The sequence below is a fragment of the Pigmentiphaga litoralis genome, assembly GCF_048632615.1.
Taxonomy (GTDB): Bacteria; Pseudomonadota; Gammaproteobacteria; order Burkholderiales; family Burkholderiaceae_B; genus Pigmentiphaga; species Pigmentiphaga litoralis_B.
Window position 1 is genome coordinate 4,153,326 of the sequence record NZ_CP184479.1, and the last position, 23,801, is coordinate 4,177,126.

Below are 23,801 nucleotides of genomic sequence, written 5' to 3' on the forward strand. Positions count from 1 at the left end.
TGTGGGGCGGCGAGCACGAACAGGCCCCCGTTGTGGTGGGTATCAGTGGGCATTGGTGAAGGTCCGGTTCGGGTCCAGGAAGCGTTCGCCGGCAAAGCGCTCGACATCGTCAGGCGCCCCCCGAACGCCCGCAATCCAGGGACCGATTTCATAGGCATGGGAGCCCGCGAGCGATACGCCACTATGGCTGGTGGCCGTAAACGCCCCCGGGTAGGTGCGGGATTCCTGGTAGATCGGAGCGCCGTCGGGCGTCATGACGCGAAGGGCGCCCCAGGCGCGTACCAGCTTGACCGAAGCCAGAATCGGGAACGTCATGACAGCCCGCTTCGCGATCCATTCCACCGCGGACGTTGTGGTGCCGTCATCAAGGCCCACGTCCTCGACGGAGAAGCCAAGTTGCACCGTTCCCTCGGCCGTCTGGCGCGCCTTGTTTGTCGGATAGGGCAGAAATTTCCTGAGCCGTTCGGTGATCAGCACCTGACCCCGATTCGCGACAACCGGCGCGTGCAACCCCACTTGCGGCGCGAGCGTGTCGTTGTTCAGTCCCGCCGCCAGCACGATTTTCTGACCTCGCCATTCCTGTCCGTCAGCGCTCATCACCCTGAAGCCATGCCCCGGTTCAAGCGGTACAACCTGGCGGACATCGACCCCATTGCAGATCCGGCCCCCGTGCAACTTGAATCCCGCGTGCAATGCATGCAGCAGTTTGAGCGGGTTGGCGTGTCCATCGAGCGGACACCAGCTGCCGCCGACCACGGTGGGGCCGATGCTCGGCAGGCGCGCTTTTAATTCGTCGTGACTCAACATCTCGAACGGCGAGCGGGATTCGGTCGCCTGGATGTCGGTGAGCATGGCGGCGCGCTCATTGACTTCGCGCTCGCTGAAACCGAGCCAGAAGCCGCCGTTTTGCTCGAGGTCCGGAGACACTCCGGTCAAGTCGATCAGTTCCCTGGCGAGGGTGCTCCAGTGGTCGATGGCGTCGCGACTCCAGCGCGCGTAGCGGGAAATCCAGCCCCCTTGCTTTGCAGCCAGACAAGCCCGAAATTGCCACGGGATGCGCGGTGTGCGATATCGCCCTGGTCGAGCAGCACGACGGCGGCGCCGGACTTCGCGGCACCATACGCGATGGCGGCGCCAACGAGCCCGCCACCGACGACGATGATGTCATTTGAGGCCATACATTCCTTGAGTGTCGGACGTCGACGGACGCGCCCGAGAAAGTGCTTGGGTCTAACTGCAGACGCGTGATGCGTCTGCATGGCAAGCCCTGCAAAACGGATGCGGTCAGTCGAGGGCGATGTGGTTGCGCTTGACGACTTCGCCCCAACGGGCGGTGTCCGCGTCCAGCATCTTCTTGAAATCGTCGACCGATGCCGGCGCGACTTTGGCGCCGAGCCGTTCGTGCTTGCCGATGACGTCCGGGTCGCTCAGCACCGCGTTGATCTCTTTATTGAGTTTCTCGACGATCGCGGCAGGCAGCTTTGCCGGACCGACCACGCCTCCCCACGTCTCCATCTCCAGCGCCGGGTAACCGGCCTCGCGGATCGTTGGCACACCCGGAAGAAGCGGCGAACGCGTGGGCCCCGTAATTGCAACGGCCCGGATGCGGCCTGCGCGCACCTGGGGTTCCATCGACGTGAAATTACTGAACATCATCTGGATCTGCCCCGCGGCCAGGTCGGTTTCCGCCGCAGGTGCGCTCTTATAGGGGACGTGCGTGATGTCGGCGCCGCTTTGATTGGCGAACAGGACGCCAAGCACATGCAGGGCCGTGCCATTGCCTGTGGAGCCGTAGAACACTTCGCCGGGATGGGCCTTCGCGTAGCTCACCAATTCGGCGACGGTCCTGATCGGCAAGCGGGTGCTGACGCCAAGGAGATTCGGCTGTGTCCAGTGCTTCGCGATGGGAGTGAAATCGTTTGCCGGGTGATAGGGCAAGGACTTCGCGGTCAACGCTGTGACGGTATAGGTGGCGAGATTGGCGTTCCCGATGGTGTAGCCATCGGGTGCGGCCTTTGCGACCGCATCGAGACCGATCATTCCAGACGCGCCGGGCTTGTTCTCAATGATGATCGGCTGGCCGAGACGCCGGCTCAGCGCTTCGGCCAAGACCCGCGCCGTGCCGTCGGCCGCACCGCCGGCACCTGCATTGATCACGAACCGGATGGGTTTTTCGGGCCATTCTGCGCGGGCTGGCGCAGCGGTGAAAGCGAATCCGGCGGTCATTGCCGAAACCAGCCAAGGGCGCAGTGCAGATCGGAAAATCATGAATGCTCCGTGCAACCTAACGATAGAGCCGTCAGTCTAGTAAGCCGCAGCGCCGGGAGCCATGGACCCTAGGACATCGAATCATCCGCTGGTGTTATGTGTTCCTTGTTGGCCATGCCGACCAGTCGAAGCAGTTCACGGGTAGGGGAAGACAATCGCGCGTCGCTCATCGCGGTCGCGTAGATGGTGTAGCCCATCGCCGGGGAGATGGGCAGGGTCACGCCACCCCGGGCGCGGTGCCTGGCGCCCGTCATGGGGTCGACGATGGACACGCCCAGCCCTTCCAGGCAAAGATCGCTGATGGACTGGAAGAGGGACGCTTCGATCATTGCATCGACCTGCACGCCATTGGCTTCGAACCAGGCCTCGAGTCGTGACTGAAACGTACCCGTCGGCGTGATGAATGGCATGCCCGACAGTGCTTCGACACCGATATGCGTGGCGTTGGGGTCGAGCCACTGCGCAGTCCCGATGCATACGCACGTCGAGGTGAATTCCGCAACGGTTTCGAGGTCACCCAACGACAGGGTGTCTGCCGTCAATCCAATATCGGCTTGCCTCGTTCTCACCTGCTTGGCCACGTCCACATAAGAAGTGACGCTGAGGTTGATCAGCACATCGGGAAATTGCGCCCGCAGCTGGCGCACAATTGCCGGCATGACGGAATGCCCAATGGAAGGCACGGTGCAGATAGACAATCGGCCAAGCTTCTGCTTTCGAAGCTGCGCAGAGAAATCCGTGATCTGTTCAAGGCCCAGGAATGACTGCTGCACTTTGGTCATCAACGCGTTGGCTTCATCGGTTGGCTTGACCGTTCTTCCTGCTTTTGCGAACAGCGGAAAGCCGACGGACCTCTGCAGATCGGCGATAAGCCGGCTCATGGCGGGTTGCGATATGCCCAGTGCGTCCGCTCCGGCACTGATGCCGCCGTTCAGCATCGCCGCGCGGAAAGCCTCGATCATGCGGTAGGTCACATTACGGTTCTGCATCAGTCGCCCCAGTGACAAAAGCGTGTTCAGCGCCAGAGACTTAGCGGTGGCGCGCCGCGTGTTCAAGCTCCGCCAGGAAAACCTTGATGGCGGGATGTCGCTTATCTCCGCGCCTGAAGGCAGCAAGAATTCGCCTTTTGGCGCGCGGCCGTAACGATACGGTAAGCACGTTCGCTGGCATCTGGCTGACGCGAAGCGCTGGAATGACGGAGATGGAACACCCTGATGACACCATCGCCGCAATGATCTCCGAGCCTTGGCATTCGGCGTTGATACGCGGGAAATACCCTGCCCGCTCGCAGAGGTCGATGATGAATTCCCCATAGAAGCTGTGGGCGGAGTCCAGTGCCCACTCCTCGTGCTTGAGATCGATCAAGTCGATGGCTTCTTTTTGGCAAGGCGGTGTCCTCTGGTCATTGCGACGCGCAATTCATCCTCGAGCAGGAACACCTGGCTGACCGATTTTTCCAGACTGGCCAGCTTGAGCGACAGGTCGTCCACGATCGCAATGTCGACGTCGCGAGAGCCAAGGGCCGTCAGGCCTTGGGCAGGTTCCATCTCGACAACGATGACCTGGAGGCGAGGGAAGCTCTTGCGAAGCGCATGCATCACCTGGGGCAGCAACGCTGCGGCTGCGGTGGCGAACGCGGCAATGCGCAGGGTGCCGGCTATTTCGTTCCGGATGTCAGCAAGGTCGGAACGTGCTTCATCCAGGACGCTCAGCATTCGTTCGACGTGTGCGACCAACACGTTTCCCGCGTGGGTCAGCTTCACACGCCGCCCTTGGCGCTCGGTGAGCGCCACGCCAGCCTCATCCTCCAGCTGAGCAATCTGCTGTGACACGCCAGAGGGGGTCATGTGAAGCGCTTTTGCGACCGCCGCCATGGTCTCGCGGTTGGCAAGTTCTCGGAGCGTCTTGAGCCGGGCCAGATCCATCGTGCATCAATACATTAGGAAAAATGAACGATACCTGAAAAAAGCATAAATTGAAGTGCGATGATGCCCATCCTACCATGCAGCCTTCGACATCAATGATGCAGGCAAGCGTCCATGGCAATCAGTGTTTTCGACCTCTTCAAGATCGGTATCGGGCCATCCAGTTCCCACACGGTCGGACCGATGCGAGCTGCGCGCATGTTCATCAGAACGCTTGATGAGGAAGGCCATTTGGGGGCCGTCGCCCGGGTGGTCTCCGAGATGTTCGGTTCGCTGGGAGCCACCGGCAAGGGGCATGGAACGGACACCGCGGTGTTGCTCGGGCTGTCAGGCGATGATCCGGAAACCGTTGCTGTTGATACCATTCCCGAACGCCTCTCGCGCATTCGCGAGTCGGGGACCCTGCTGCTGGGGGGTACCCACGCCATCTCCATGCAGGAAAAGCACGACCTGTTGCTCTACGGCCTGAAGTCGCTGCCGCTTCATCCGAACGGTATGCGCTTCACGGCACTCGACCGCTTGGGAAATGTCCTGCTCGAAAAGGTGTACTACTCGGTAGGCGGGGGATTCGTGGTCAGTGACACGGTTGCGGTGGACTGGACGAAGCAGAAAGTTATTGCGCCGCCGGTCGCCGTCCTCCCGTATCCCTTCCGCAGCGCTTCGGAATTGCTCGATCTCACGTCACGCTACGCGTGTTCCATTGCGCAAATCATGCGCTGGAACGAGATCGCGCTGCGTCCCCAGGAGGCGACACAGGCTGGTCTGCTGGCCATTTGGGACGCCATGAAGGCGTGCGTCGAGCGCGGCATGACCACGCACGGCGAGTTACCTGGCAAGTTCAAGGTGCGTCGCCGCGCCGCGGCGTTGGCGGAAAGATTGGGCGATCCGCGCGAACGCATGACCGATCCGCTGATGGTGATGGATTGGGTCAATGTTTATGCGCTGGCAGTCAATGAAGAGAATGCCGCTGGTGGTCGGGTGGTTACGGCACCCACCAATGGCGCTGCCGGCATTGTTCCTGCCGTGCTGCACTACTACGTCAATTTCGTCGAGGGTGCGGGCCTGCAAGGTGTTGCCGATTTCCTGCTGACTGCCGCCGCGATCGGCATGCTCTACAAGGAAAACGCATCCATTTCGGGCGCCGAGGTGGGTTGCCAGGGCGAAGTCGGTGTCGCGTGTTCGATGGCTGCGGCAGGTCTTTGCGCCGTGCTTGGCGGGACGCCTTCCCAGGTGGAAAACGCCGCCGAAATCGGCATGGAGCACCATTTGGGGCTGACCTGCGATCCTGTCGGGGGCCTGGTGCAGATCCCGTGCATCGAGCGCAATGCCGTTGCCTCGGTCAAGGCGATCAATGCGGCACGCATGGCTTTGCATGGAGACGGAGCCCACCACGTCTCGCTGGATCAGGTGATCAAGACAATGAAAGAGACCGGCGCGGACATGATGACCAAATACAAAGAGACCTCTCGGGGAGGTCTCGCCGTGCACATCATCGAGTGTTGAGAACAGGCAATCTTGCCGGCCGAGCGTGCCGTGCAGCGATCAGTCGCTGGCGCCCTTGCGCGAACCGCGCTCAATGAACTCGATCTTGTAGCCGTCCGGATCTTCGACGAATGCGATGACGGTGGTGCCGTGCTTCATGGGGCCGGCTTCGCGAACCACCTTGCCGCCCAGTTCGCGCACCTTGTCACAGGTCTCCGCCGCGTTCTCGACTTCGAGCGCGATGTGGCCGTAGGCGGTGCCCAGTTCGTACGACGAGGTGTCCCAGTTATGGGTCAATTCGAGTACGGCGCCGTCTTTTTCGTCCTGGTAGCCCACGAAGGCCAGCGTGAATTTGCCGTCGGGGTAGTCGCTCTTGCGCAGCAGGCGCATGCCCAGCACGTTCGTGTAGAAGTCGATCGAACGTTGCATGTCGCCGACGCGCAGCATGGTGTGGAGAAGTCGCATGGAAGTGTCCTTGGTTGAAAGCGCCGGCCGCTAGACGAATTGCGGCAGGCTGGTCGGGTCGTGGCGGCGCAGGGCTTCCCGCGCGCTTTCGAAGCCCGGTAGCAGGTGGCCGACCTCTGCCCAGAAGTGGGCGCTGTGGTTCATCTCGCGCAGGTGCGCCAGTTCGTGCGCGATCACGTAGTCGATCACGTTCATCGGGAAGTGGATCAGGCGCCAGTTCAGCCGGATGTTGCCGGCGCTGGTGCAGGAACCCCAGCGTGTGGCGGCGGACGACAGGCTCCACCGGTTGATGGTCAGGCCGGTGCGATCCAGGAAGTCTTTCAATCGCACGTCAAAGATCGCGCGGGCCCGCGATTGCAGCCAGGCCTGGACCGAGTCGCGCACGCGCGCCGCGCCGGCATTGGGGGGCAGGGGCAGCCACAGCACGTCGCCGTCCTGCGGCGCCAGGGCGTCGCCTTCCAGCAGCAGGCTGCGATGCGCGTCCAGCCGGATGGTGATGCGTTTGCCCAGGTAGGGCAGTTCGCCGCCGTCTTCCCACTTGGTCTGGTTCAGCGCCAGCCGTTCCTTGCGGTTCTGCCAATCATTGAGCTTGGACAGGATCCAGCGCGATTTTTCCAACACGGCCGTGTCGATGTCGGCCAGCACCACCCAGCGGGGCGCGGTGACGCGCAGGCCGTCGTCACCGATCACGAACCCGATGCTGCGGCGGCGCGAGCGCTGCAGCACGAAGCGGATCACTTGGCCGTCGGCCGTCACTTCCCGCCAGCGCGCGCCTGGGGGCAGTTGCACGGCGGGGTCGGGAGGCGCGACCGGCGGGGTCGATGCCACCGGGGTAGGGGAGGGCGGGTTCAGCAGCAGTTCGAGCTGGGGCTGCTGGGGGTCGGTTCCGCCCTGTCCGAGCCGTGGCACACGCGCGGCCGCCGCGCTCGCGGGGCGGACACGCGGGCGGGACGCATCGGGATGCACGGGATCGGGACGACGGGAACCAGCCATACTCAGCAACAAGGCTACCTGGGCGACGGGCGCTCGGACGGTCGACCATCCTTGTAGCGCTCGGGATTGAGAACACGCATTTCGCCTTCGATCCAGGCTTCGACCTGCCGGTTCAACGCGTCGGCCGTCAGGCCTTCGGAATTGATGGCAGGGCCGATGGACACCGTGACCAGGCCAGGACGTTTGACGAACGCGTTGCGCGGCCAGCATTCGCCGGCGTTGTGCGCGATCGGCACTACCCAGGCGCCCGTCCGCACGGCAACGCGCGCGCCGCCGCTTTTGTACTTGCCCGCCTTGCCTGGCGCAATGCGCGTGCCTTCCGGGAACATGATCAACCAGCGGCCCGCCGCCAGCTTTTCCCGCCCCTGCGACACGACCTGTTCGAACGAATCGCTGCCTTTCTTGCGATTGATGGCGATCATTTTCAGCAGCGCCAGGCCCCAGCCAAAGAAGGGTACCCAGTGCAGTTCGCGCTTGTAGACGAAGCACAGTTCGCGAGGCATCCACGCGATCAGGAACATGGTTTCCCATGCCGACTGATGCTTGGACAGGATGACCACGGGCTTGTCGGGCAAATTTTCCCAACCCTTGATCTGCCAGCGGATGCCGACGATGAAGCGGGCGCCCCAGATGGCCAGCCTGGGCCAGCCCACCGTCAGGCGGTAGCGCCAGGACAGCGGCAGAGGAGACCAGAGCACGCTGCCCAGGGCAAAGGGAATGACGGTGACCAACAGGAATACCGCGTACAACGCCGAGCGCAACCACGCCATGTCAGTGTTCCTCCGCCAGGTTGGCGGTTTCCAGCGCTTCGGCCACGGCCGTCAGCGATTCCCAGACGACCGTGGTGGGAGGCAGATTGCCCTGCGCCTGGGTCTTGAGTCCATTGCCCGTCAGCACCAGCCACGGGGTGCAGCCGGCGGTGTAGGCCGCCTGCAGGTCCCGCGCCGAATCGCCCACGGCGGGCAGTCCGGCCAGGTCGATGTCGAAGCGCTGCGCGATCGAATAGAACAGGCCGGGCAGGGGCTTGCGGCAGTCGCAGCCGTCATCCGGGGCGTGCGGGCAGATGAAGATCGCATCCACCGTCCCGCCCACCTTGGCAAGCTGCGTTTTCAGCTTGATGTGGATGGCGTTGAGCGTGGCGGCGTCGAACAGCCCCCGGCCCAGCCCTGACTGATTGGTGGCAATGACCACCCGGTAGCCGGCCTGGTTCATGCGCGCGATGGCTTCGAGCGCGCCTGGCAGCGGAATCCACTCATCGGGCGACTTCACGAACTCGGGGCTGTCCTGGTTGATGACCCCGTCGCGATCCAGAATGATCAGCCGGTTGCGCGGCATGCCGCTGCTGGCGCCGGTCTTGCCCGCGGGCTTGCTGGAGACGGGCTTGATCACGCTGCCGCCAGACGGGAAAGGTCGGCCACGCGGTTCATCACCCCGTGCAGATCGGCCAGCAGCGCCAGGCGGTTCGCGCGCAGCGCCGGGTCTTCCGCCATGACCATCACGTCCGCAAAGAACGCGTCCACCGGACCGCGCGCTTCGGACAGCACCGTCAGCGCACCCGAAAAATCGCCGGCGGCAAACCGCGATTCGGCTTCGGGACGCAGGCGTTCGACCGTGGCCGCCAGGGCCTGTTCGGCCGGATCCACCAGCCGGGCCGGATCGACCTTGCCGATCTTGCCTTCGCCTTCGTTCTTTTTCAGGATGTTGCCGATCCGCTTGTTGGCGGCCGCCAGGCTGGCGGCTTCGGGCAGGGCGCCGAAGGCCACGACGGCGCGCACGCGGGCCGGCACTTCTTCGAGCGGTGGCGTGACGGAAATGACGGCGTCCACCGCCGACCGGTCATACGTTGCGGCCAGCTGGTTGCGATACCGCTCGAATACGAAGGCGCGCACTTCGGTCACGATGACCGACGCCGCCGACGTGCCAAACGTGGCCGCCGCGCGTTCCAGCAGCAAGTCCAGGGTGAACGGTTGGTCACCGGCGCCAAGGCGATCACCGGCCGCCAGTTGTTCGAAGGCGCTGATGAGACCCAGCGCCGCGCGCCGCAGACCGAACGGGTCTTTGTCGCCGGTAGGCACCAGACCGATGCTCCAGATGCCCACCAGGGTTTCGGCACGGTCGGCAATGAACAGCGCCGCCGCCACCGCGGTTTCGTCTTCCACCGCGTCGTCGAAACGGATGCGGTACTGATCGCGGATCGCGGCCACCACTGCCGGATCTTCGCCGTCGGCCACGGCATAGTAGGACCCCATCAGCCCTTGCAGTTCCGGGAATTCACCCACCATGCCGGTGACCAGATCGGTCTTGGCCAGCAGGGCGGCGCGGTCGGCCAGCCTGGGGTCGGCGCCGATGCGTTCGGCCACCCAGGACGCCAGCTGGCGCACCCGCTGGACGCGGTCCAGCTGCGAGCCCAGCTTGTTGTGATAGACGATGTTGCCAAGCTGATCGACCCGCGATGCCAGCGACGTCTTCTTGTCGGTCTCGAAGAAGAAGCGCGCGTCGGCCAGGCGGGGACGCACCACCCGCTGATTGCCGTCGACGATGTTGGCGGGATCGGTCAGCGCCATGTTGCTGACGATCAGGAAACGGTTGGTCAGCTTCCGGCCGTCGGATTCGAACAGCGGAAAGTACTTCTGGTTCAGGCGCATGGTCAGAATCAGGCATTCCTGCGGCACGGCCAGGAATTCCGCCTCGAACTCGCCCACGTACACGGTGGGATATTCGACCAGGGCGGTGACCTCATCCAGCAGCGGGCCCACGTCGCTTTCGTCACCCAGCGACGCATTCAGGCGCGCGGCATGCTCGCGCAGCTGCGTGTCGATGGCCTTGCGTCGCGCATCGAAGGCGGCGATCACGCGGCCTTGGCCGGCCAGCTTGTCTTCATAGCTGTCGGCCGACGGCAGGTCGATCGGGCCGCTGGACTGGAAGCGGTGGCCGGTGGTGCCGCGGCCCGAGGTCAGGCCCAGGATCGAGATGTCGACCACGTCGTTGCCGTACAGCGCGACCAGGCCGTGCGCCGGGCGAACGAACTTGACGGTGGTTTCGCCATCGGCCAACTGGTAGCTCATGACTTTCGGGATCGGCAGCTTGGTCAGCGCTTCTTCGACGATGCCCTGCAGCACGGCCGTCAGGGCCGCGCCGGGCGCCACGCCGCGATACACCAGGTTCTCGTTCTTGCCATCGGACTCGCGCGCCAGGGTCGACACGTCCAGGTCATGCAGGCCCTTGGCCGCCAGCTTTTTCAGCAGCGCGGGCGATGCCTTGCCGTCGGCGGTCAGACCCACGCTGGCCGGCATCAGCTTTTCGGCAAAGGCCGCATCGGCGCCCTGAGCCAGCACGGCCGACAGACGCACGGCCAGGCGGCGGGGCGACGCGAACGGCGTGACGGTGTTGCCGTCAGCCAGCAGGCCACGGGCCGACAGGCCGGCCGCCACGCCATCGGCAAACGCATGGCCCAGTCGGTTCAGCGCCTTGGGGGGCAGTTCTTCGGTGAACAGTTCGATCAGCAGGGGCTGGGAAGCGTGCGCCATTTATGCAGCCTCCTTGCGCGCCAGCATCGGAAAGCCCAGGCGTTCGCGGGACTCGTAATAACTTTGCGCGACCGCGCGCGACAGATTGCGGATGCGGCCGATATAGGCGGCGCGCTCGGTAACGCTGATCGCGCCGCGCGCATCCAGCAGGTTGAACGTGTGGGCGGCTTTCAGGACCATCTCGTAGGCGGGCAATGCCAGGGGCACCTCGACAAGGTGCTTGGCCTGGGTTTCATAATCGGTGAAGTGCTGGAACAGGATATCGGGCGACGAATGCTCGAAGTTGTAGGTCGACTGTTCCACTTCATTCTGGTGATACACATCGCGGTAGGTCAGCTTGCCGTGCGGGCTGTCGGTCCAGACCAGGTCATACAGGCTTTCGACGCCCTGCAGGTACATGGCCAGGCGTTCGATACCGTAGGTGATCTCGCCGGTGGTGGGCTTGCAGTCGATGCCGCCGACCTGCTGGAAGTACGTGAACTGCGTGACTTCCATGCCGTTGAGCCAGACTTCCCAGCCCAGGCCCCAGGCGCCCAGCGTCGGGTTTTCCCAGTCATCTTCGACGAAGCGGACATCGTGCTGCTGGGGGTCGATGCCAAGCGCCTTGAGCGAGCCGATGTAGAGCTCGAGGATGTCGGTCGGCGCCGGCTTGAGGACCACCTGGAACTGGTAGTAGTGCTGCAAGCGGTTGGGATTCTCGCCATACCGGCCGTCGCTGGGACGCCGCGATGGCTGCACATACGCCGCACGCCAGGGCTCGGGGCCAAGTGCACGCAGGAAGGTCGCGGTGTGGGACGTGCCCGCGCCGACTTCCATGTCGTACGGCTGCAGCAGCGCGCAGCCTTGTTGGGCCCAGTATTCCTGGAGTCGGAGGATGATCTGTTGAAATGTCAGCATGGTGTTCGCGGTGAGGTCGGCGCTTGCTTGCCGAAGGTACGTCGAGTCCTGCCCGGCAGCGGGCGGACCACGGGACGAAAGGAAGGATTTTAACTGCGCCGGGCCGATCGCGCCGCCTTTGTCTGGGCGGGGGCCTTGCGGCGCTTGCGGCGCCACGTGAAAACGGCCAACAGAGCCAGCAGCAGGCCCAGCACCGGGGCATTGCCGGTGCGCGCATAGGGGTGAGTCCGGTCGTGCCCTGCACGGTTGCATCCAATGCGCCGACGGTCAGCGGGCGCAACTGCGATTGCACATTGCCGGTGGCGTCGATGACGGCCGTCATGCCGGTGTTGGTCGCGCGCAGCATGGGACGTTCGGTCTCGCGCACCCGCATCCGCGACATCTGCAGATGCTGCGGCAAGGCAAGCGAATCGCCAAACCACGCCAGATTGCTGACATTGGCCAGGATGGTGGCGCCGGCTTCCAGGTCGGCGTCGTCATCGGGCGCCTGGTCGGACGCATCGTCGTCGCCGCTCCATGGACGGATGGCGGGCAGCAGCTCTTCGCCAAACACGTCTTCGTAGCAGATGTTCATCGCCACGTGCTGGCCGGCGATGGCGAATGGCCGCTGGCGCTGCGCACCCCGGTCGAAATCGCCCAGCGGCATCACCATGGCATTGACGAACCACTTGAAGCCCGGTGGCACGAACTCGCCGAATGGCACCAGGTGATTTTTCATGTAGCGATGACCGGGGCGCCCGGCCACCAACGCCTCTTCGGACGTGCTGCCGTCCAGTTCCACGACGCCGTTGTAGAAGTATTCGCGGTCGGGCCGCACGTCGCGCAGCGCCACGCCCAGCACGAAGGTGCTTTTGGCCGTGGCGGCGCTGCCCACCCATTCGCCCCAGGCCGCGGGCGTCAGCTGATCCTGGAACACCGGCACGGCGGTTTCGGGCAACAGGGTCAGGTCAATGGGGCGGCCATTGGCCGTCGGCATTTCGGCCAGACGGCGGTGGGCGTCCATGCCCTGCCAGATGAAGGCCGGATCGAACTTGTCGTCGAGCGGAATGTTGGCCTGCACCAGCCGCACCGTGATCGGGTCGCCATGCGGCGTCACCCACGATATCCGGCCCGCGCCGGCGCCCAGCAGGCAGATCAGCACGGCCAAGGCCAGCGGCAGGCCCGCGCCGCGTTGCGTCCGCGCGTGCAGCCCGAACGCGGCAATGCCTGCCGCGGTCAGCGTGGCCAGGAAGGCGACGCCATACACGCCGACCACCGAAGCCCAGCCGTGCAGCGGCCCGTCAACATGCGCGTAGCCCGCGTTGAGCCAGGGAAAGCCGGTGAACAGCACCCCGCGCACCCATTCGGCAGCCGTCCAGGCCGTTGCCATGGCGACGGCGGACAGAAGGGCGGTCCAGCGCGTGGGAAGACTAGCGGGGTTCCCGCGGTCGCCCCCGCGGACGTTCCCGCAGGCACGGCATGCGCCCGCGCTATCCAGCGCGCGAACGCCGTGGCCGCTGCCGGAAAGATCGACAGGTAGGCCGACAGCAGCACCACACCCATGACCGCAAGGGGCGCGGCCATGTGCGCGTACACATGCAGGCTGGTATAGATCCAGGAAATGCCGACACCGAAATGCCCCATGCCGAATACAAAGCCCAGCACGGTGGCGCGCGGCACGCTCACGGCACGCCAGGTCAGCGCACAGAGGCCCGCAAACGCCGCGATCTGGACGAAGGGCAGGAGCCAGGCGGGGAACGGGACGGGCGCGAAGGCCAGGCCGTGAAGCGCGCCCAGCAGCAGGGCGCCCACGAGTGACGCGGAAGGACGACGCACGGCGGGCGGCCTATCGATCGGCGATCGGCGCCGGCTCGGACCCGTCGTTGGGCAGCCGCGCGACCCGCAGCCACAACGCGCGGCGCGCATCGGCACGGATCACGTCAAGCTTCAGGTTATCGCGTTCGATATGGTCGCCCCGGCGGGGAATGCGGCCCAGATTGCCGGCCATCCAGCCGCCAACGGTGTCGTACTCGTCGTCGTCGAGCGAGGACCCGAAGGTTTCGTTGAACCGGCGGATGCTGGTGGTGGCCATCACGCGCCAGCGGTTCTTGCCGTCGGGAAGGATGGACTGTTCGACGTCGATGTCGTCGTATTCGTCTTCGATCTCGCCAACGATCTGTTCCAGCACGTCTTCGATCGTGATGAGCCCGGCGGTGCCGCCATGCTCATCCACCACGATCGCGATGTGATTGCGGTTGCTGCGGAATTCGCGCAGCAGCACGTTCAGTTTCTTGGATTCAGGGATGAACACCGCCGGGCGCAAGAGCGCGCGCAGTTCGAGGTGGCGATCCACCACGCAGCGCAGCAGGTCTTTGGCCAGCAGGATGCCGATCACGTTGTCGCGGCTTTCTTCGTACACCGGGAAACGCGAATGGGCGGTTTCGATCACGCCGGGCAGCAGGGCTTCGATGGGCTCGCCGACTTCCAGCATGTCCATGCGCGAACGCGGGATCATGATGTCGCCGGCGGCCAGTTCGGACACCGCCAGCACGCCTTCGATCATCGACAGCGCTTCGGCGTCGAGGAGGTCGCGGCCGTAGGCCGCTTCCAGCACCGCCTTCAGGTCTTCGCGGTCTTCCGGCTCGCGATGGATCAGCGCCGAGAGTCGCTCGAAGAAGGTTTTGGGAGGATGTTTGGGCGCACGCGACGCGTACGCCGGACTAGGGGAGGAGTCTGACATCGTCCTGACAGGACAGTTTGTGAAGGTCTCAGGATACCCGATACGGGTCAGGTATTGCCAATTCGGCCAAAATGCGGGTTTCCAGACGCTCCATGCGTGTGGCTTCCCGCGCGTTCAAATGATCGTAACCCAATGCGTGCAGGACGCCATGAATCACCAGGTGCGCGGCGTGATTCAGGAAAGGCTTTTTCTGTTCGCGCGCCTCTTTGACCAGGACCGGCAGGCAGAGCACGATGTCGCCACTGGTGGTGCCGGAGGGGTCGTCGCCGTACTCGAAGGTCAGCACGTTGGTGGCGTAGTCCCGCTCGCGAAAGTCACGGTTCAATCGACGGCCTTCGGCCGCGCCGACGATCCGCAGGGTCAGGTGGACGGCGGTGGGGGCCGAGGGGGACGCCGACAGATGCTTGAGCGTCAGCGCGACCCAGCGGCGCACGCGCCACCGGGGCAGGCGGTCGTCGTCGACCGCGTATTGCACGGACAGGCTGAGCGGGATGGGGGCTGGCGCCTCGGCCGCGGCGATGACGGCCTTGCCTATGGCGCCCTTCGTTGCTGCCCCCGTCGGTGCTGCCCCCGTCGTTGCGGCCCCCTTACTTGCCACTGCTGCTCGCGCCATGTTTTTCGTACGCGTCGACGATCCGCGCCACCAGCGGATGGCGGACCACGTCGCTGCTGGTGAACTGCGTGAATGAAATGCCCTTGACCGACGACAGGATGTTCGCGGCGTCCACCAGACCGCTGCGGTGACCCTTGGGCAGGTCGACCTGCGATGGGTCGCCGGTAATCACGGCGCGGCTGCCAAAGCCGATCCGGGTCAGGAACATCTTCATCTGTTCCGGCGTCGTGTTCTGCGCTTCGTCCAGGATCACGAACGCGTTGTTCAGTGTCCGGCCGCGCATGTAGGCCAGCGGTGCGATTTCGATGGCCTGCTTTTCAAACAGCTTGCCCACCCGCTCGAACCCCAGCAGGTCATACAGCGCGTCGTACAGCGGGCGCAGATAGGGGTCGACCTTTTGCGACAGGTCGCCCGGCAGGAAACCCAGCCGTTCGCCCGCTTCGACCGCCGGACGCGTCAGCACGATACGTTTGACCGACTCGCGTTCCATCGCATCCACTGCGCATGCCACGGCCAGATAGGTCTTGCCGGTGCCGGCCGGGCCCATGCCGAACGAGATGTCGTGCGATAGGATATTGCGCAGATAGTCGCGCTGGCGCGGCGTGCGGCCCTTCAGATCCTGCCGGCGCGGAATGCGCAGCACGATTTCGGATTCGCTGCCCGTGCCGGGAACCAGCGCGGGCACGTCACGTGGATCGTGCTGGGTGTCCATGGCGCCCAGTTCGACCAGGGTCAATTGCAGGTCGTCGACGGAAATCGGCTGCTGCGCGCGCTGATGCAGGAACAGCACCGCCGCGGCGGCATCGTCGGCACGGTCGCCGTCGAAGGTCAGCCGCGTGCCCCGCCGTGTCAGCTCGACGCCGTAGGCGGCGGCCAGCTGGCGCAGATTTTCGTCGAGCGGACCGCACAGGTTTGCAAGACGCACATTGTCTTCATCCAGCGTCAGGACGACGGGCATGTTGCGGCGGGCGGCGGAAGTGGAACGGGGATCTGTCATGCGTGCGAGGGACTCGATTCGGTCGTGACGCCAGGATAGGCGCCGGGGCTGACGGGGTCGTGCGTCACGACCTCGCCGCGCAGGGTATGGGACATGGCCGCGGTGATGCGGATGTCGGCCAGGGTGCCGAGCAGCCGCGCGGGCGCCGGGAAGTTGACGATGCGGTTGTTCTCGGTGCGGCCCATCAGTTCGTCGGCCCGCTTGCGGGACACGCCTTCGACCACGACGCGCTGGATCGAACCGACCATGGCTGCGCTGATCGCGGCGGCCTGCGTGTTGATCAAAGCCTGCAGGCGCTGCAGACGTTCCAGCTTGACCTCTTGCGGCACTTCGTCGTGCAGGTCGGCGGCGGGGGTGCCCGGGCGGCGCGAATACACGAACGAGAACGACGCATCGAAATTCACGTCTTCGATCAGCTTCAAGGTCTTGCCGAAGTCGTCTTCGGTTTCGCCGGGAAAGCCGACGATGAAGTCGGACGACATCACGAGGTCAGGCCGCACGGCGCGCAGGCGGCGCACGATGGACTTGAATTCCAGCGCGGTGTAGCCCCGCTTCATGGCCATCAGGATGCGGTCGCTGCCGGCCTGCACGGGCAGATGCAGGAAAGACGTGAGCTTGGGCAGCTTGCCGTAGGCGTCGATCAGCCGCTGCGACATTTCCTTGGGATGGGAAGTCGTGAAGCGGATGCGTTCGATGCCCGGGATGTCATGCACGTATTCCAGCAGCAGGGCAAAGTCGGCGATCTCGGCGGTGTCGCCCATCTGGCCGCGGTACGCATTGACGTTCTGGCCCAGCAGGGTGACTTCCCTGACGCCCTGATCGGCCAGGTCGGCAATCTCGGTCAGCACGTCTTCGAAGGGGCGCGACACTTCTTCGCCGCGGGTATAGGGCACGACACAGAAGCTGCAGTACTTGCTGCAGCCTTCCATGATCGACACGAAGGCCGACGGGCCGTCAATACGCGCAGGCGGCAAGTGGTCGAACTTTTCGATTTCGGGGAAACTGATGTCCACCTGCGACTGGCCGGTCATGCGGCGCTTTTCCATGAGCTGCGGCAGGCGGTGCAGGGTTTGCGGGCCAAAGACCACGTCGACATACGGCGCGCGCGCTACGATGGCTGCGCCTTCCTGGCTGGCGACGCAGCCGCCCACGCCGATCACGAGGCCGGGCTTGTCGCGCTTGAGCTGCTTGACGCGGCCCAGGTCCGAGAAGACTTTTTCCTGCGCCTTCTCGCGCACCGAACAGGTGTTGAATAGAATCACGTCGGCGTCTTCCGGCGTGTCGGTCAGCACCAGCGGGGAGTCGGCATTGAGCACATCGACCATCTTGTCCGAGTCATACTCGTTCATCTGGCAGCCGAAAGTGCGGATATAGAGTTTGCGGGGTTCGGTCATTGAAGGTGCCGTAACGGGAATTAGCCCGGGGGCAAGCCGGCCAGTTTATCACGCGACCCCGCATGGGCATTGGGGATGGCGGCATCACGAAGCCAGCAATGGCATACAACTTGCGTCGCTGGAAGCGACGGGGAACAACATGCTCAATGTGGTACTGATTAACGACGGATCGGGCAGGGCGGTGTCGCTGCGCAAGACACTGGCCGAAGCCGGCGTCAATGTGATCGCCGAGATCGAGGCCAGCGTCGGCATGGCGGGCGTGATTGCCAAACTCAAGCCCGATGTCGTGCTGATCGACTCGGACGCGCCCTCGCGCGATACGCTGGAAGACGTCTGTGTGGCGAGCGAACACAGTGCGCGTCCGGTCGTCATGTTCACCGGGGATGGCGGGCGCAACACGATCCGCCTGGCGCTGGAAGTCGGCGTGGCCGCCTACGTGGTTGGCGAAGTGCCCGCCACGCGCATCCAGACCTTGCTGGACGTGGCGATCGAACGATTCGGCGTCGAGCGGGAACTGCGCGAAGAACTGCAGGACGCCAAGAAGAAGCTGGCCGAACGCCAATGGGTGGACAAGGCCAAAGGCCTGCTGATGCAGCTGCGCGGCGTGTCGGAAGACGAAGCCTACAAGCTGCTGCGCGAACGCGCGATGCAAAGCCAGCGGCGCATCGGCGACGTGGCGCGCGAAATGGTCGAGGTCGCGGGCTGGCTCAAGCCCTGAAACGGCGTCGGGCCGAGTCTTGTCTGTTGACGAGGCGACGGTCGCATCGGTTCCGGCGGAGGGCTGGCATGTTCAGACGTCACGGGTTCAGGCTGCACCGTGATCCCGCTGACCGCTTCTGGTGCTTGCGTGCATGCGTTTGGTGCATGGTGACCGGGTCGTGGCCAGCCGCAGTCCGCCCGCCCAGCCACAGCATGCCGCTCTGATCAGGCCAACGCCTGGCGGTGTGTTGCCGGCCAGCGCGACGGGTGCACACTGGCACGCGCTTTGCATGATGACGACCGAGCGTGGCTCGATGCACCAACGATGGCGCATCGTGACCGCCGCGCCACGGACAACGGCGTCCGTCCAAGTCAGGAAGGCTTCCTGGCGTGGACGGACGCTTTTTCATTCCGGAACCGAGCGAGCAAGGCATGACATCCTCACTTTCCCGGCGCGCCGACGGCGACGCCCCAGAACTCGATACCGTCCGGCTGGGCTTCATCCCGCTGGTGGACTGCGCGACCGTGGTCATGGCCGCCGAACTCGGGTTCGACCGGCGCTATGGCATCCGCATCGAACCGGTTCGCCAGGCCTCATGGTCCATGGTGCGCGATGGTCTGGCCAACGGTTCGCTGGACGCATCCCACGCCCTGTATGGCATGGTGTACGGCGCGCACCTGGGCATCGGGTCGGCCGCCACCCCCATGTCCATCCTGATGGGCTTGAACCACAACGGCCAGGGCATCACGATCGGCCACAGCCTGGCGGAGCAGGGCGTGCGGGACGGCTGGTCCATGGCGCGCGCGGTGCGCGATGGCGCCGGCCTCACGCTGGCGCATACCTTCGCCACCGGCACCCATGCCATGTGGCTGGCGTATTGGCTGGCGGCGCATGGCATCGATCCTGTGCGTGATGTCGATCGCGTCGTGGTGCCTCCTCCGCGTATGGTGGCCGCCGTGCAGGAAGGACTGGTGCATGCCTTTTGCGTGGGCGAGCCCTGGAATACGTTGGCCGCGCAGCAGGGCGAAGGCGTCATTGCCTGCACGTCGCAGGCAATCTGGCCCGACCACCCTGAAAAAGTGCTGGCCGCAACCGACGATTGGGTCACGCGCTATCCGAACACCGCGCGCGCCCTGGTCGCCGCGCTGCTGGATACGGCGCGATATCTGGACACGATGCGCGCACGGGATGCCGTCGCCCGCCGCCTGGCCGCGGCCGACGCCATCGACCAGCCCTACACCCTGCTGGCCGATTGCCTGCAAGGCCTGTCCGGCGATGCACAGGGCCGCCGCTGGCGCGACACCCACCCGCTCACGTTTTTCCATGACGGCGAGGTGACCTACCCCTATGTGTCGGACGGCATGTGGTTCCTGACGCAATTCGTGCGGTGGGGCCTGCTGCGCGACGTGCCGGACTACGAAGCCGTTGCCCGCGCGGTGCATCGTATCGACGTCTACCAGGATGCCGCGGCGATGGCGGGGGTGGCCATGCCCGCAAGCCCGTGGCGCAGCGCCGTGCTGCTCGATGGCGTTACCTGGGACGCCCGCCATGCCGACAGCTATCTGGGCCGGTTCAAAGCGGCGGGCGCATCCACGGCGGCAGCGGCTTCCAACGAGGTGACGTCATGACCTCCGCCGTGATCACAAGCCTGCCCGCCCCTGCCTTGTCGTCCGTTGCCCTCGCGCCAACGGCCGCGCCTTCGAACGCGCCGACGGCCGTGACGTCTCAGACGCCGTCGGGAGCGCCGCCGACGTCGGCTCCGTTCTCCTCCAAGCCCGCGCGGTCCGCGACCTGCCGTGGCAAGGTCTGGCTGATCGGCGCCGGACCCGGTGACCCTGATCTGTTGACCGTGCGCGCCGTCAAGACGCTGGCGGCCTGCACGGTCTGGCTGGTCGATGATCTGGTCGGCCCGGGCGTGCTGGACCTGGCTGCGCCCGGCACCCGCATCGTGCGCGTCGGCAAACGCGGCGGCTGCAAATCGACGCCGCAGCCCTTCATTTTGCGGCTGATGCTGCGCTACGCTCGCCAGGGGAAACCGTGGCGCGTGTCAAAGGCGGCGACGCTTTTATCTTTGGCCGGGGCGGTGAAGAATGGGCGTGGCTGGCGGAGCGGGGCGTGCAAGTCGACGCCGTCGCCGGCCTGACGGCGGGGCTTGCGATCGGCGCGCAACTGGGATTGCCGATCACCCATCGCCAGGTGGCGCGCGGCGTGGCCCTGGTTACCGCGCACACGGTGGACGAAACCGGGGCCGGGTCGCAGCCCTACTGGAAGGCGCTGGCACAGAGCGGGCTGACCGTTGTCTGCTACATGGGCATGAGCGACCCGGCGCGGCTGGCGCGCATGTTGACGGCATCGGGCTTTCGGCCGGATCTGCCGGTGGCGGTGGTGCAACGCGCGACCTGTGCGGACCAGCGCCATCTGACGACGACCGTGGCGCGCATGGCGGCGGATATCGAGATGTATGACATGGGCAGCCCGGCGGTGATCGTGCTGGGTGAAGCCGTGTCGCATGCGATGGCAATGGCCCACGACGCGGTACGGGATGGCGGACTCGGGACTGGCGATACAACGCGTGACAGCGCGCTGCAGCAATGTTCAGGTTGATGTCAGAGGGTTGGATCTAGACTGCAAGCTCTGAGACGCGCACGGCGTCAAGGGCCATGGCGGAATCCGCAGATCCCCCGATTGGCTTGCTGTGCCGCGGCTCTGACACCAGTATCGCGCTTCCCCCGCGAGCATATTGAGGCGCGATATTGTGTGCTCCCTATTGGCCCGACAGCAATGTCGGGCCATTTTTTTGCCGCGTCTTGCTCTGGCGTTCGTGCAGGCAAGCCGATTACTTTACGACGAAACCGGCGCAAATTGCGCACGGCAAAAAAATTAGGTATAGTTCGGCCTCTGCATTTGGCGCATTAGCTCAGTCGGTTAGAGCGACGGAATCATAATCCGCAGGTCCGGGGTTCGAATCCCTGATGCGCCACCAAGAATTCAGCCTTGCGGCATGCCTATAAAGCGCGCTGCAAGCACGAAGCAAAAACGCCACCCTTGCCGGTGGCGTTTTTGTTTGCATCAATGGCGTGAATGCAAAAAGAACCGACATGGATCGCCGAACCTTTCTGAACGCTGCGTCCGCCTTGCTGGCTCTGCCCACGGCGCTCGCCACGCCTGTCGCTCCTACGGCGCAGCGTGCATTGCGCACCTCGGACCAAGCCCCGGCGCCCACACACGACTACGTGGATTTCGGTTATGTCGCCGACCCCGTAACAGGGGTGGTCATCGATCTGGGCGAATTGCCCAACTGATCACTCGACGATCGTGCCATCGGCGCAATAGGCGTCGAACTCGGCCGACGTCAGCCTGACCTGGACGACATCGATGCCGCGGCGCCAGCTCAGCACCGTGTGGTCGGCTTCGGTTTCCAGCAGGCAGCAGCCTTCAGGCACGCTTGGGGTGTCACCTTCGCCTGGAATCGGGCGGGTCACCACGGCGGCGCGGGGGTTGGCCCAGGGCCGGCAGGATCGTGCCTGCCAGAATCCGGTGGCGGCCGTCCAGGTCGGCTTGGCCGTGTCGCGGGCCATATGGGCATTGAAGCGTGCGCCCGCTTCTTCCAGACGTCGGGCCATTGCCGACCATTCTTCGTCCCGTCCTTCCCGCTTGCGAGCGAACTGGCGAGTCGATCGCTGGCTCGGCTGGGATGCGAAGACGATCGCATCGGCTGGCATGGCTTTCGTGTTCATCATCTTCCCCGACCCACGGCTGCATGGCAGCTGCAGCGCGGGCACGTCATGTCGCTGGCGTCAGATCTGCAGTTCGGACTCTTCCATCGACGTTTCCTCGTCCTGCACGGAACGGGTGTCTTCCGATGCCGTGTTCATGGCGGCAATCCGCTTGGCTTGTCGTGCCGCCCGTCCTTTTGCGCCGGCCAGACGCGCTTCGTCTTCGGTGAATTGATGTGCGCGGCCGTGGCGGTGGGCAGCGCGGCCACCCGCCGAAGCGAGTGCCTTCTGTTTGTCGGGGTCCATGGCGGCGAACCCGCGCGGCCGTCGAGATTTGAGTTGCTCGGTCATGCTTGCTCCGTGCTGTGAAACTCACGATAAGTTCAGCGACAGGTCAGAAATAACGCCTTTTTCTGTGAGCTTTTGAGAGTATTGCAAACGCTTTCAACTTCGCAATCGTCTCAGCATTTTTATTGCCACCAAGGATGAATCCGCGCAGGGAAAACCTTGCTCATCCTCAGCCGCGACGCCATCATTCAGTGATGCTACCGATGTCCAACAGATGTTTGTAAGCAGTTATGCTAAACAGTGCGCTGTGCCGGTTTGAACCTTTGCGCCAAGTCAATTTCACCTGGTGTTCACCCTTGTCTTGCACCAGGCAGCAGCCTTGCGGGATGAGGCGATCGGCTGCCTCATCCCAGACCGGCGCGGTCAGAATGGCGGCACGGGGGTTGACGGCGGTTGATGGTTCGTCGGGCAGCCAAAGCCGGGTTGGGTCGTGCGCGTAGTCCGAAGCATTCCGCGCCGTCGACGTGACCTTTGCCTGTTCGGCGCAGGCCAGATCCAGCAAGCGGGAAACGTCCTGGTCAATCGCGGCGGCGCCGCGAACTTTGCCGACGCAGCGCGGCGCCATGACTTCAGATGGAGTGACCGGAACGGCGGACGCGCCAGCGGTGTCAGGTCTCAGCATGGAAGTCCTCCATGAATGAATGGGCTGGGTCATTGCACCCGGCAGGCAGATGACTCGCGGCTTGGGACCCGCACGCGACAGGCCTTCTCGTTGTATGACAAGGCTTGAATAACGGTCAACAGCGTAGGCAAGCAGCCGGACGGACTCGTGCGCCAGCAAAGCGCACCACAGTGAAAGTGCTTGTATCCGGCGGACGAGCCATGCCGCATCCCAAAACATGGCATGACGACCGGGTCCGATACGGTGCTGCGCACACACTGGCAAAGGTTCCGCGCGTACTGCCGCCAAAGTTTGCTTCGATGAACAGCATGGCTTGTCCCGATGCGTACCGTTACGAATTGAGCCGAACCCCTGAGTGCGCCAGAAAGTCGCGGTGCTAGGATGGCCGCTCAAGTTTGGGGAATCGGCGCAAGATTCGATTCGTACTTTCAACGAAGTGAGGGGAAGCAATATGAACGGCATCATCTATATCGTTGGGCTGGTCGTCATCGTCATCGCAGTGCTGTCGTTCTTCGGCCTGCGCTGAGTCGCGCGACACGGCGGCGCTTGCGCCGGCCTCCTGCAAAGCCCGTGGCGTTCCACGGGCTTTGTTCATTCTGGGCACAGCGCTTGCTCATGGGTACGCTCCAATCAGGTTGAGAGCGTCGCCATGAATGCCACCACGCCCCAGAAAAAAGATACTGAAGACACGGCAGCGGAAGCCCTGACTCGTGCCCATGACAGCCGTACCACCGCATCCACCGAGAGCAATGACCAGGGCGGCCTGGCCGAGGGTGGCGGATTGGGTGGCGAAGCCGGGGTGACCTCGGCGGGCAACGCGGCGGATGGCGGCCCGTCTGCCGACCCGGGCCATACGCATCCCGCCAAATCCAGTGGGTCGGGCAAGCCATGAGCCGCGATGTCGACACCTCGCTGACCCACCGCTACGAACAGTACGTCAGTGGCGCCTTGCCGTCCGGGCGGCAGCAGCGTTTCGAGCTCGACACCGCGCCCGACAGTGATGACGATGCCTTCACGCCGCCGGGCGGCCTGGACAGCGTGTCGATGGATAGGGCCTACCGCTGGGTTGGTCCTGCGTAAGCTTTACCTGATCGCGGCCAGTTTTGCCCGCGTCTTGATGTCCTTAAGAGCGGCC

At 64.4% G+C, this 23,801-nt stretch carries 23 protein-coding genes, 1 tRNA gene and 4 pseudogenes; 9 read left to right on the forward strand and 19 right to left on the reverse strand.

Annotated elements, in window-relative coordinates:
* Positions 1 to 42: 42 nt before the first annotated feature.
* The 4 genes and pseudogenes from ACNANG_RS19130 to ACNANG_RS19145 all read right to left on the reverse strand — a co-directional run bounded on the left by ACNANG_RS19130 (position 43) and on the right by ACNANG_RS19145 (position 4,193).
* Positions 43 to 1,178 (reverse strand): annotated as a pseudogene (locus ACNANG_RS19130) (NAD(P)/FAD-dependent oxidoreductase).
* Positions 1,179 to 1,284: 106 nt separating this feature from the next.
* Positions 1,285 to 2,268: a Bug family tripartite tricarboxylate transporter substrate binding protein gene (locus ACNANG_RS19135; protein ID WP_420224338.1), complete on the reverse strand. Its 984-nt coding sequence runs from the start codon at positions 2,266 to 2,268 to the stop codon at positions 1,285 to 1,287.
* A gap of 68 nt (positions 2,269 to 2,336) precedes the next feature.
* Complete coding sequence (locus ACNANG_RS19140) at positions 2,337 to 3,323, reverse strand: LysR family transcriptional regulator (RefSeq protein WP_420224339.1); 987 nt, start codon at positions 3,321 to 3,323, stop codon at positions 2,337 to 2,339.
* A pseudogene (locus ACNANG_RS19145) lies at positions 3,298 to 4,193 on the reverse strand (LysR substrate-binding domain-containing protein). The gene ACNANG_RS19140 and the pseudogene ACNANG_RS19145 overlap by 26 nt, the downstream one beginning before the upstream one ends.
* Before the next feature lie 114 nt (positions 4,194 to 4,307).
* Between ACNANG_RS19145 and ACNANG_RS19150 the strand changes: the two are divergent.
* Positions 4,308 to 5,696, forward strand: a complete 1,389-nt coding sequence (locus tag ACNANG_RS19150; protein ID WP_420224340.1) for an L-serine ammonia-lyase — start codon at positions 4,308 to 4,310, stop codon at positions 5,694 to 5,696.
* A gap of 39 nt (positions 5,697 to 5,735) precedes the next feature.
* Here the strand turns inward: ACNANG_RS19150 and gloA are convergent, their stop codons facing one another.
* From gloA to miaB, 12 genes and pseudogenes are all read right to left on the reverse strand, one after another.
* Positions 5,736 to 6,140 (reverse strand): lactoylglutathione lyase, encoded by a 405-nt coding sequence (gene gloA / locus ACNANG_RS19155; RefSeq protein WP_420224341.1) that lies wholly within the window; start codon positions 6,138 to 6,140, stop codon positions 5,736 to 5,738.
* A gap of 30 nt (positions 6,141 to 6,170) precedes the next feature.
* Positions 6,171 to 7,133: a M48 family metallopeptidase gene (locus ACNANG_RS19160; protein ID WP_420224342.1), complete on the reverse strand. Its 963-nt coding sequence runs from the start codon at positions 7,131 to 7,133 to the stop codon at positions 6,171 to 6,173.
* Between the two features lie 14 nt (positions 7,134 to 7,147).
* Complete coding sequence (locus tag ACNANG_RS19165; RefSeq protein WP_420224343.1) at positions 7,148 to 7,903, reverse strand: lysophospholipid acyltransferase family protein; 756 nt, start codon at positions 7,901 to 7,903, stop codon at positions 7,148 to 7,150.
* Position 7,904: 1 nt separating this feature from the next.
* Positions 7,905 to 8,468 (reverse strand): D-glycero-beta-D-manno-heptose 1,7-bisphosphate 7-phosphatase, encoded by a 564-nt coding sequence (gmhB, locus tag ACNANG_RS19170; protein ID WP_420227588.1) that lies wholly within the window; start codon positions 8,466 to 8,468, stop codon positions 7,905 to 7,907.
* 50 nt (positions 8,469 to 8,518) lie between these two features.
* The gene (gene glyS, locus ACNANG_RS19175) at positions 8,519 to 10,660 is read right to left on the reverse strand and encodes a glycine--tRNA ligase subunit beta (protein WP_420224344.1); all 2,142 of its coding nucleotides are present in this window, start codon (positions 10,658 to 10,660) and stop codon (positions 8,519 to 8,521) included.
* The gene (gene glyQ / locus ACNANG_RS19180; RefSeq protein WP_179585752.1) at positions 10,661 to 11,557 is read right to left on the reverse strand and encodes a glycine--tRNA ligase subunit alpha; all 897 of its coding nucleotides are present in this window, start codon (positions 11,555 to 11,557) and stop codon (positions 10,661 to 10,663) included. It lies immediately after the preceding gene.
* A gap of 289 nt (positions 11,558 to 11,846) precedes the next feature.
* Positions 11,847 to 12,887, reverse strand: a pseudogene (gene lnt, locus ACNANG_RS19185) (apolipoprotein N-acyltransferase); the annotation flags it as partial.
* On the reverse strand, positions 12,773 to 13,462 hold the full coding sequence (locus ACNANG_RS19190; protein ID WP_420224345.1) for a hypothetical protein: 690 nt from the start codon (positions 13,460 to 13,462) through the stop codon (positions 12,773 to 12,775). The gene ACNANG_RS19190 and the pseudogene lnt, both read right to left, overlap by 115 nt.
* Complete coding sequence (locus ACNANG_RS19195; protein WP_420224346.1) at positions 13,383 to 14,276, reverse strand: HlyC/CorC family transporter; 894 nt, start codon at positions 14,274 to 14,276, stop codon at positions 13,383 to 13,385. Before ACNANG_RS19195 ends, ACNANG_RS19190 begins: the two co-directional genes overlap by 80 nt.
* Positions 14,277 to 14,304: 28 nt before the next feature.
* The gene (gene ybeY, locus ACNANG_RS19200) at positions 14,305 to 14,889 is read right to left on the reverse strand and encodes an rRNA maturation RNase YbeY (RefSeq protein ID WP_420224347.1); all 585 of its coding nucleotides are present in this window, start codon (positions 14,887 to 14,889) and stop codon (positions 14,305 to 14,307) included.
* Positions 14,864 to 15,886: a PhoH family protein gene (locus ACNANG_RS19205; RefSeq protein ID WP_420224348.1), complete on the reverse strand. Its 1,023-nt coding sequence runs from the start codon at positions 15,884 to 15,886 to the stop codon at positions 14,864 to 14,866. Before ACNANG_RS19205 ends, ybeY begins: the two co-directional genes overlap by 26 nt.
* On the reverse strand, positions 15,883 to 17,280 hold the full coding sequence (miaB, locus tag ACNANG_RS19210; RefSeq protein ID WP_420224349.1) for a tRNA (N6-isopentenyl adenosine(37)-C2)-methylthiotransferase MiaB: 1,398 nt from the start codon (positions 17,278 to 17,280) through the stop codon (positions 15,883 to 15,885). The genes ACNANG_RS19205 and miaB overlap by 4 nt, the downstream gene beginning before the upstream one ends.
* 139 nt (positions 17,281 to 17,419) lie before the next feature.
* Between miaB and ACNANG_RS19215 the strand changes: the two genes are divergently transcribed.
* The 5 genes and pseudogenes from ACNANG_RS19215 (at position 17,420) to ACNANG_RS19235 (ending at position 21,282) form a co-directional block, all read left to right on the forward strand.
* Positions 17,420 to 17,998 carry an ANTAR domain-containing response regulator gene (locus ACNANG_RS19215; RefSeq protein WP_420224350.1) on the forward strand — a complete coding sequence of 193 codons (579 nt, stop codon included), beginning with the start codon at positions 17,420 to 17,422 and terminating at the stop codon, positions 17,996 to 17,998.
* A 413-nt stretch (positions 17,999 to 18,411) separates the two neighbouring features.
* Entirely contained in the window at positions 18,412 to 19,608 is a 1,197-nt protein-coding gene (locus tag ACNANG_RS19220) for a CmpA/NrtA family ABC transporter substrate-binding protein (protein ID WP_420224351.1), read from the forward strand.
* Positions 19,605 to 20,584, forward strand: a pseudogene (cobA, locus tag ACNANG_RS19225) (uroporphyrinogen-III C-methyltransferase). The gene ACNANG_RS19220 and the pseudogene cobA overlap by 4 nt, the downstream one beginning before the upstream one ends.
* 302 nt (positions 20,585 to 20,886) lie before the next feature.
* Positions 20,887 to 20,963 (forward strand) — tRNA-Met (locus tag ACNANG_RS19230).
* 115 nt (positions 20,964 to 21,078) lie between these two features.
* The gene (locus ACNANG_RS19235; RefSeq protein WP_420224352.1) at positions 21,079 to 21,282 is read left to right on the forward strand and encodes a hypothetical protein; all 204 of its coding nucleotides are present in this window, start codon (positions 21,079 to 21,081) and stop codon (positions 21,280 to 21,282) included.
* Here the strand turns inward: ACNANG_RS19235 and ACNANG_RS19240 are convergent, their stop codons facing one another.
* The 3 genes from ACNANG_RS19240 to ACNANG_RS19250 all read right to left on the reverse strand — a co-directional run bounded on the left by ACNANG_RS19240 (position 21,283) and on the right by ACNANG_RS19250 (position 22,666).
* Positions 21,283 to 21,720: a hypothetical protein gene (locus tag ACNANG_RS19240; RefSeq protein WP_420224353.1), complete on the reverse strand. Its 438-nt coding sequence runs from the start codon at positions 21,718 to 21,720 to the stop codon at positions 21,283 to 21,285.
* Between the two features lie 57 nt (positions 21,721 to 21,777).
* A complete protein-coding gene (locus ACNANG_RS19245; RefSeq protein ID WP_420224354.1) occupies positions 21,778 to 22,047 on the reverse strand; it encodes a KGG domain-containing protein in 270 nt (89 codons plus the stop codon).
* Between the two features lie 181 nt (positions 22,048 to 22,228).
* Positions 22,229 to 22,666: a hypothetical protein gene (locus ACNANG_RS19250; RefSeq protein WP_420224355.1), complete on the reverse strand. Its 438-nt coding sequence runs from the start codon at positions 22,664 to 22,666 to the stop codon at positions 22,229 to 22,231.
* Between the two features lie 355 nt (positions 22,667 to 23,021).
* On the opposite strand from ACNANG_RS19250, the gene ACNANG_RS19255 reads away from it, so the two are divergent.
* From ACNANG_RS19255 to ACNANG_RS19265, 3 genes are all read left to right on the forward strand, one after another.
* Positions 23,022 to 23,192 (forward strand): hypothetical protein, encoded by a 171-nt coding sequence (locus ACNANG_RS19255; RefSeq protein ID WP_420224356.1) that lies wholly within the window; start codon positions 23,022 to 23,024, stop codon positions 23,190 to 23,192.
* A gap of 123 nt (positions 23,193 to 23,315) precedes the next feature.
* The gene (locus tag ACNANG_RS19260; RefSeq protein WP_420224357.1) at positions 23,316 to 23,558 is read left to right on the forward strand and encodes a hypothetical protein; all 243 of its coding nucleotides are present in this window, start codon (positions 23,316 to 23,318) and stop codon (positions 23,556 to 23,558) included.
* The gene (locus tag ACNANG_RS19265) at positions 23,555 to 23,746 is read left to right on the forward strand and encodes a hypothetical protein (protein WP_420224358.1); all 192 of its coding nucleotides are present in this window, start codon (positions 23,555 to 23,557) and stop codon (positions 23,744 to 23,746) included. Before ACNANG_RS19260 ends, ACNANG_RS19265 begins: the two co-directional genes overlap by 4 nt.
* Positions 23,747 to 23,801: the final 55 nt, after the last annotated feature.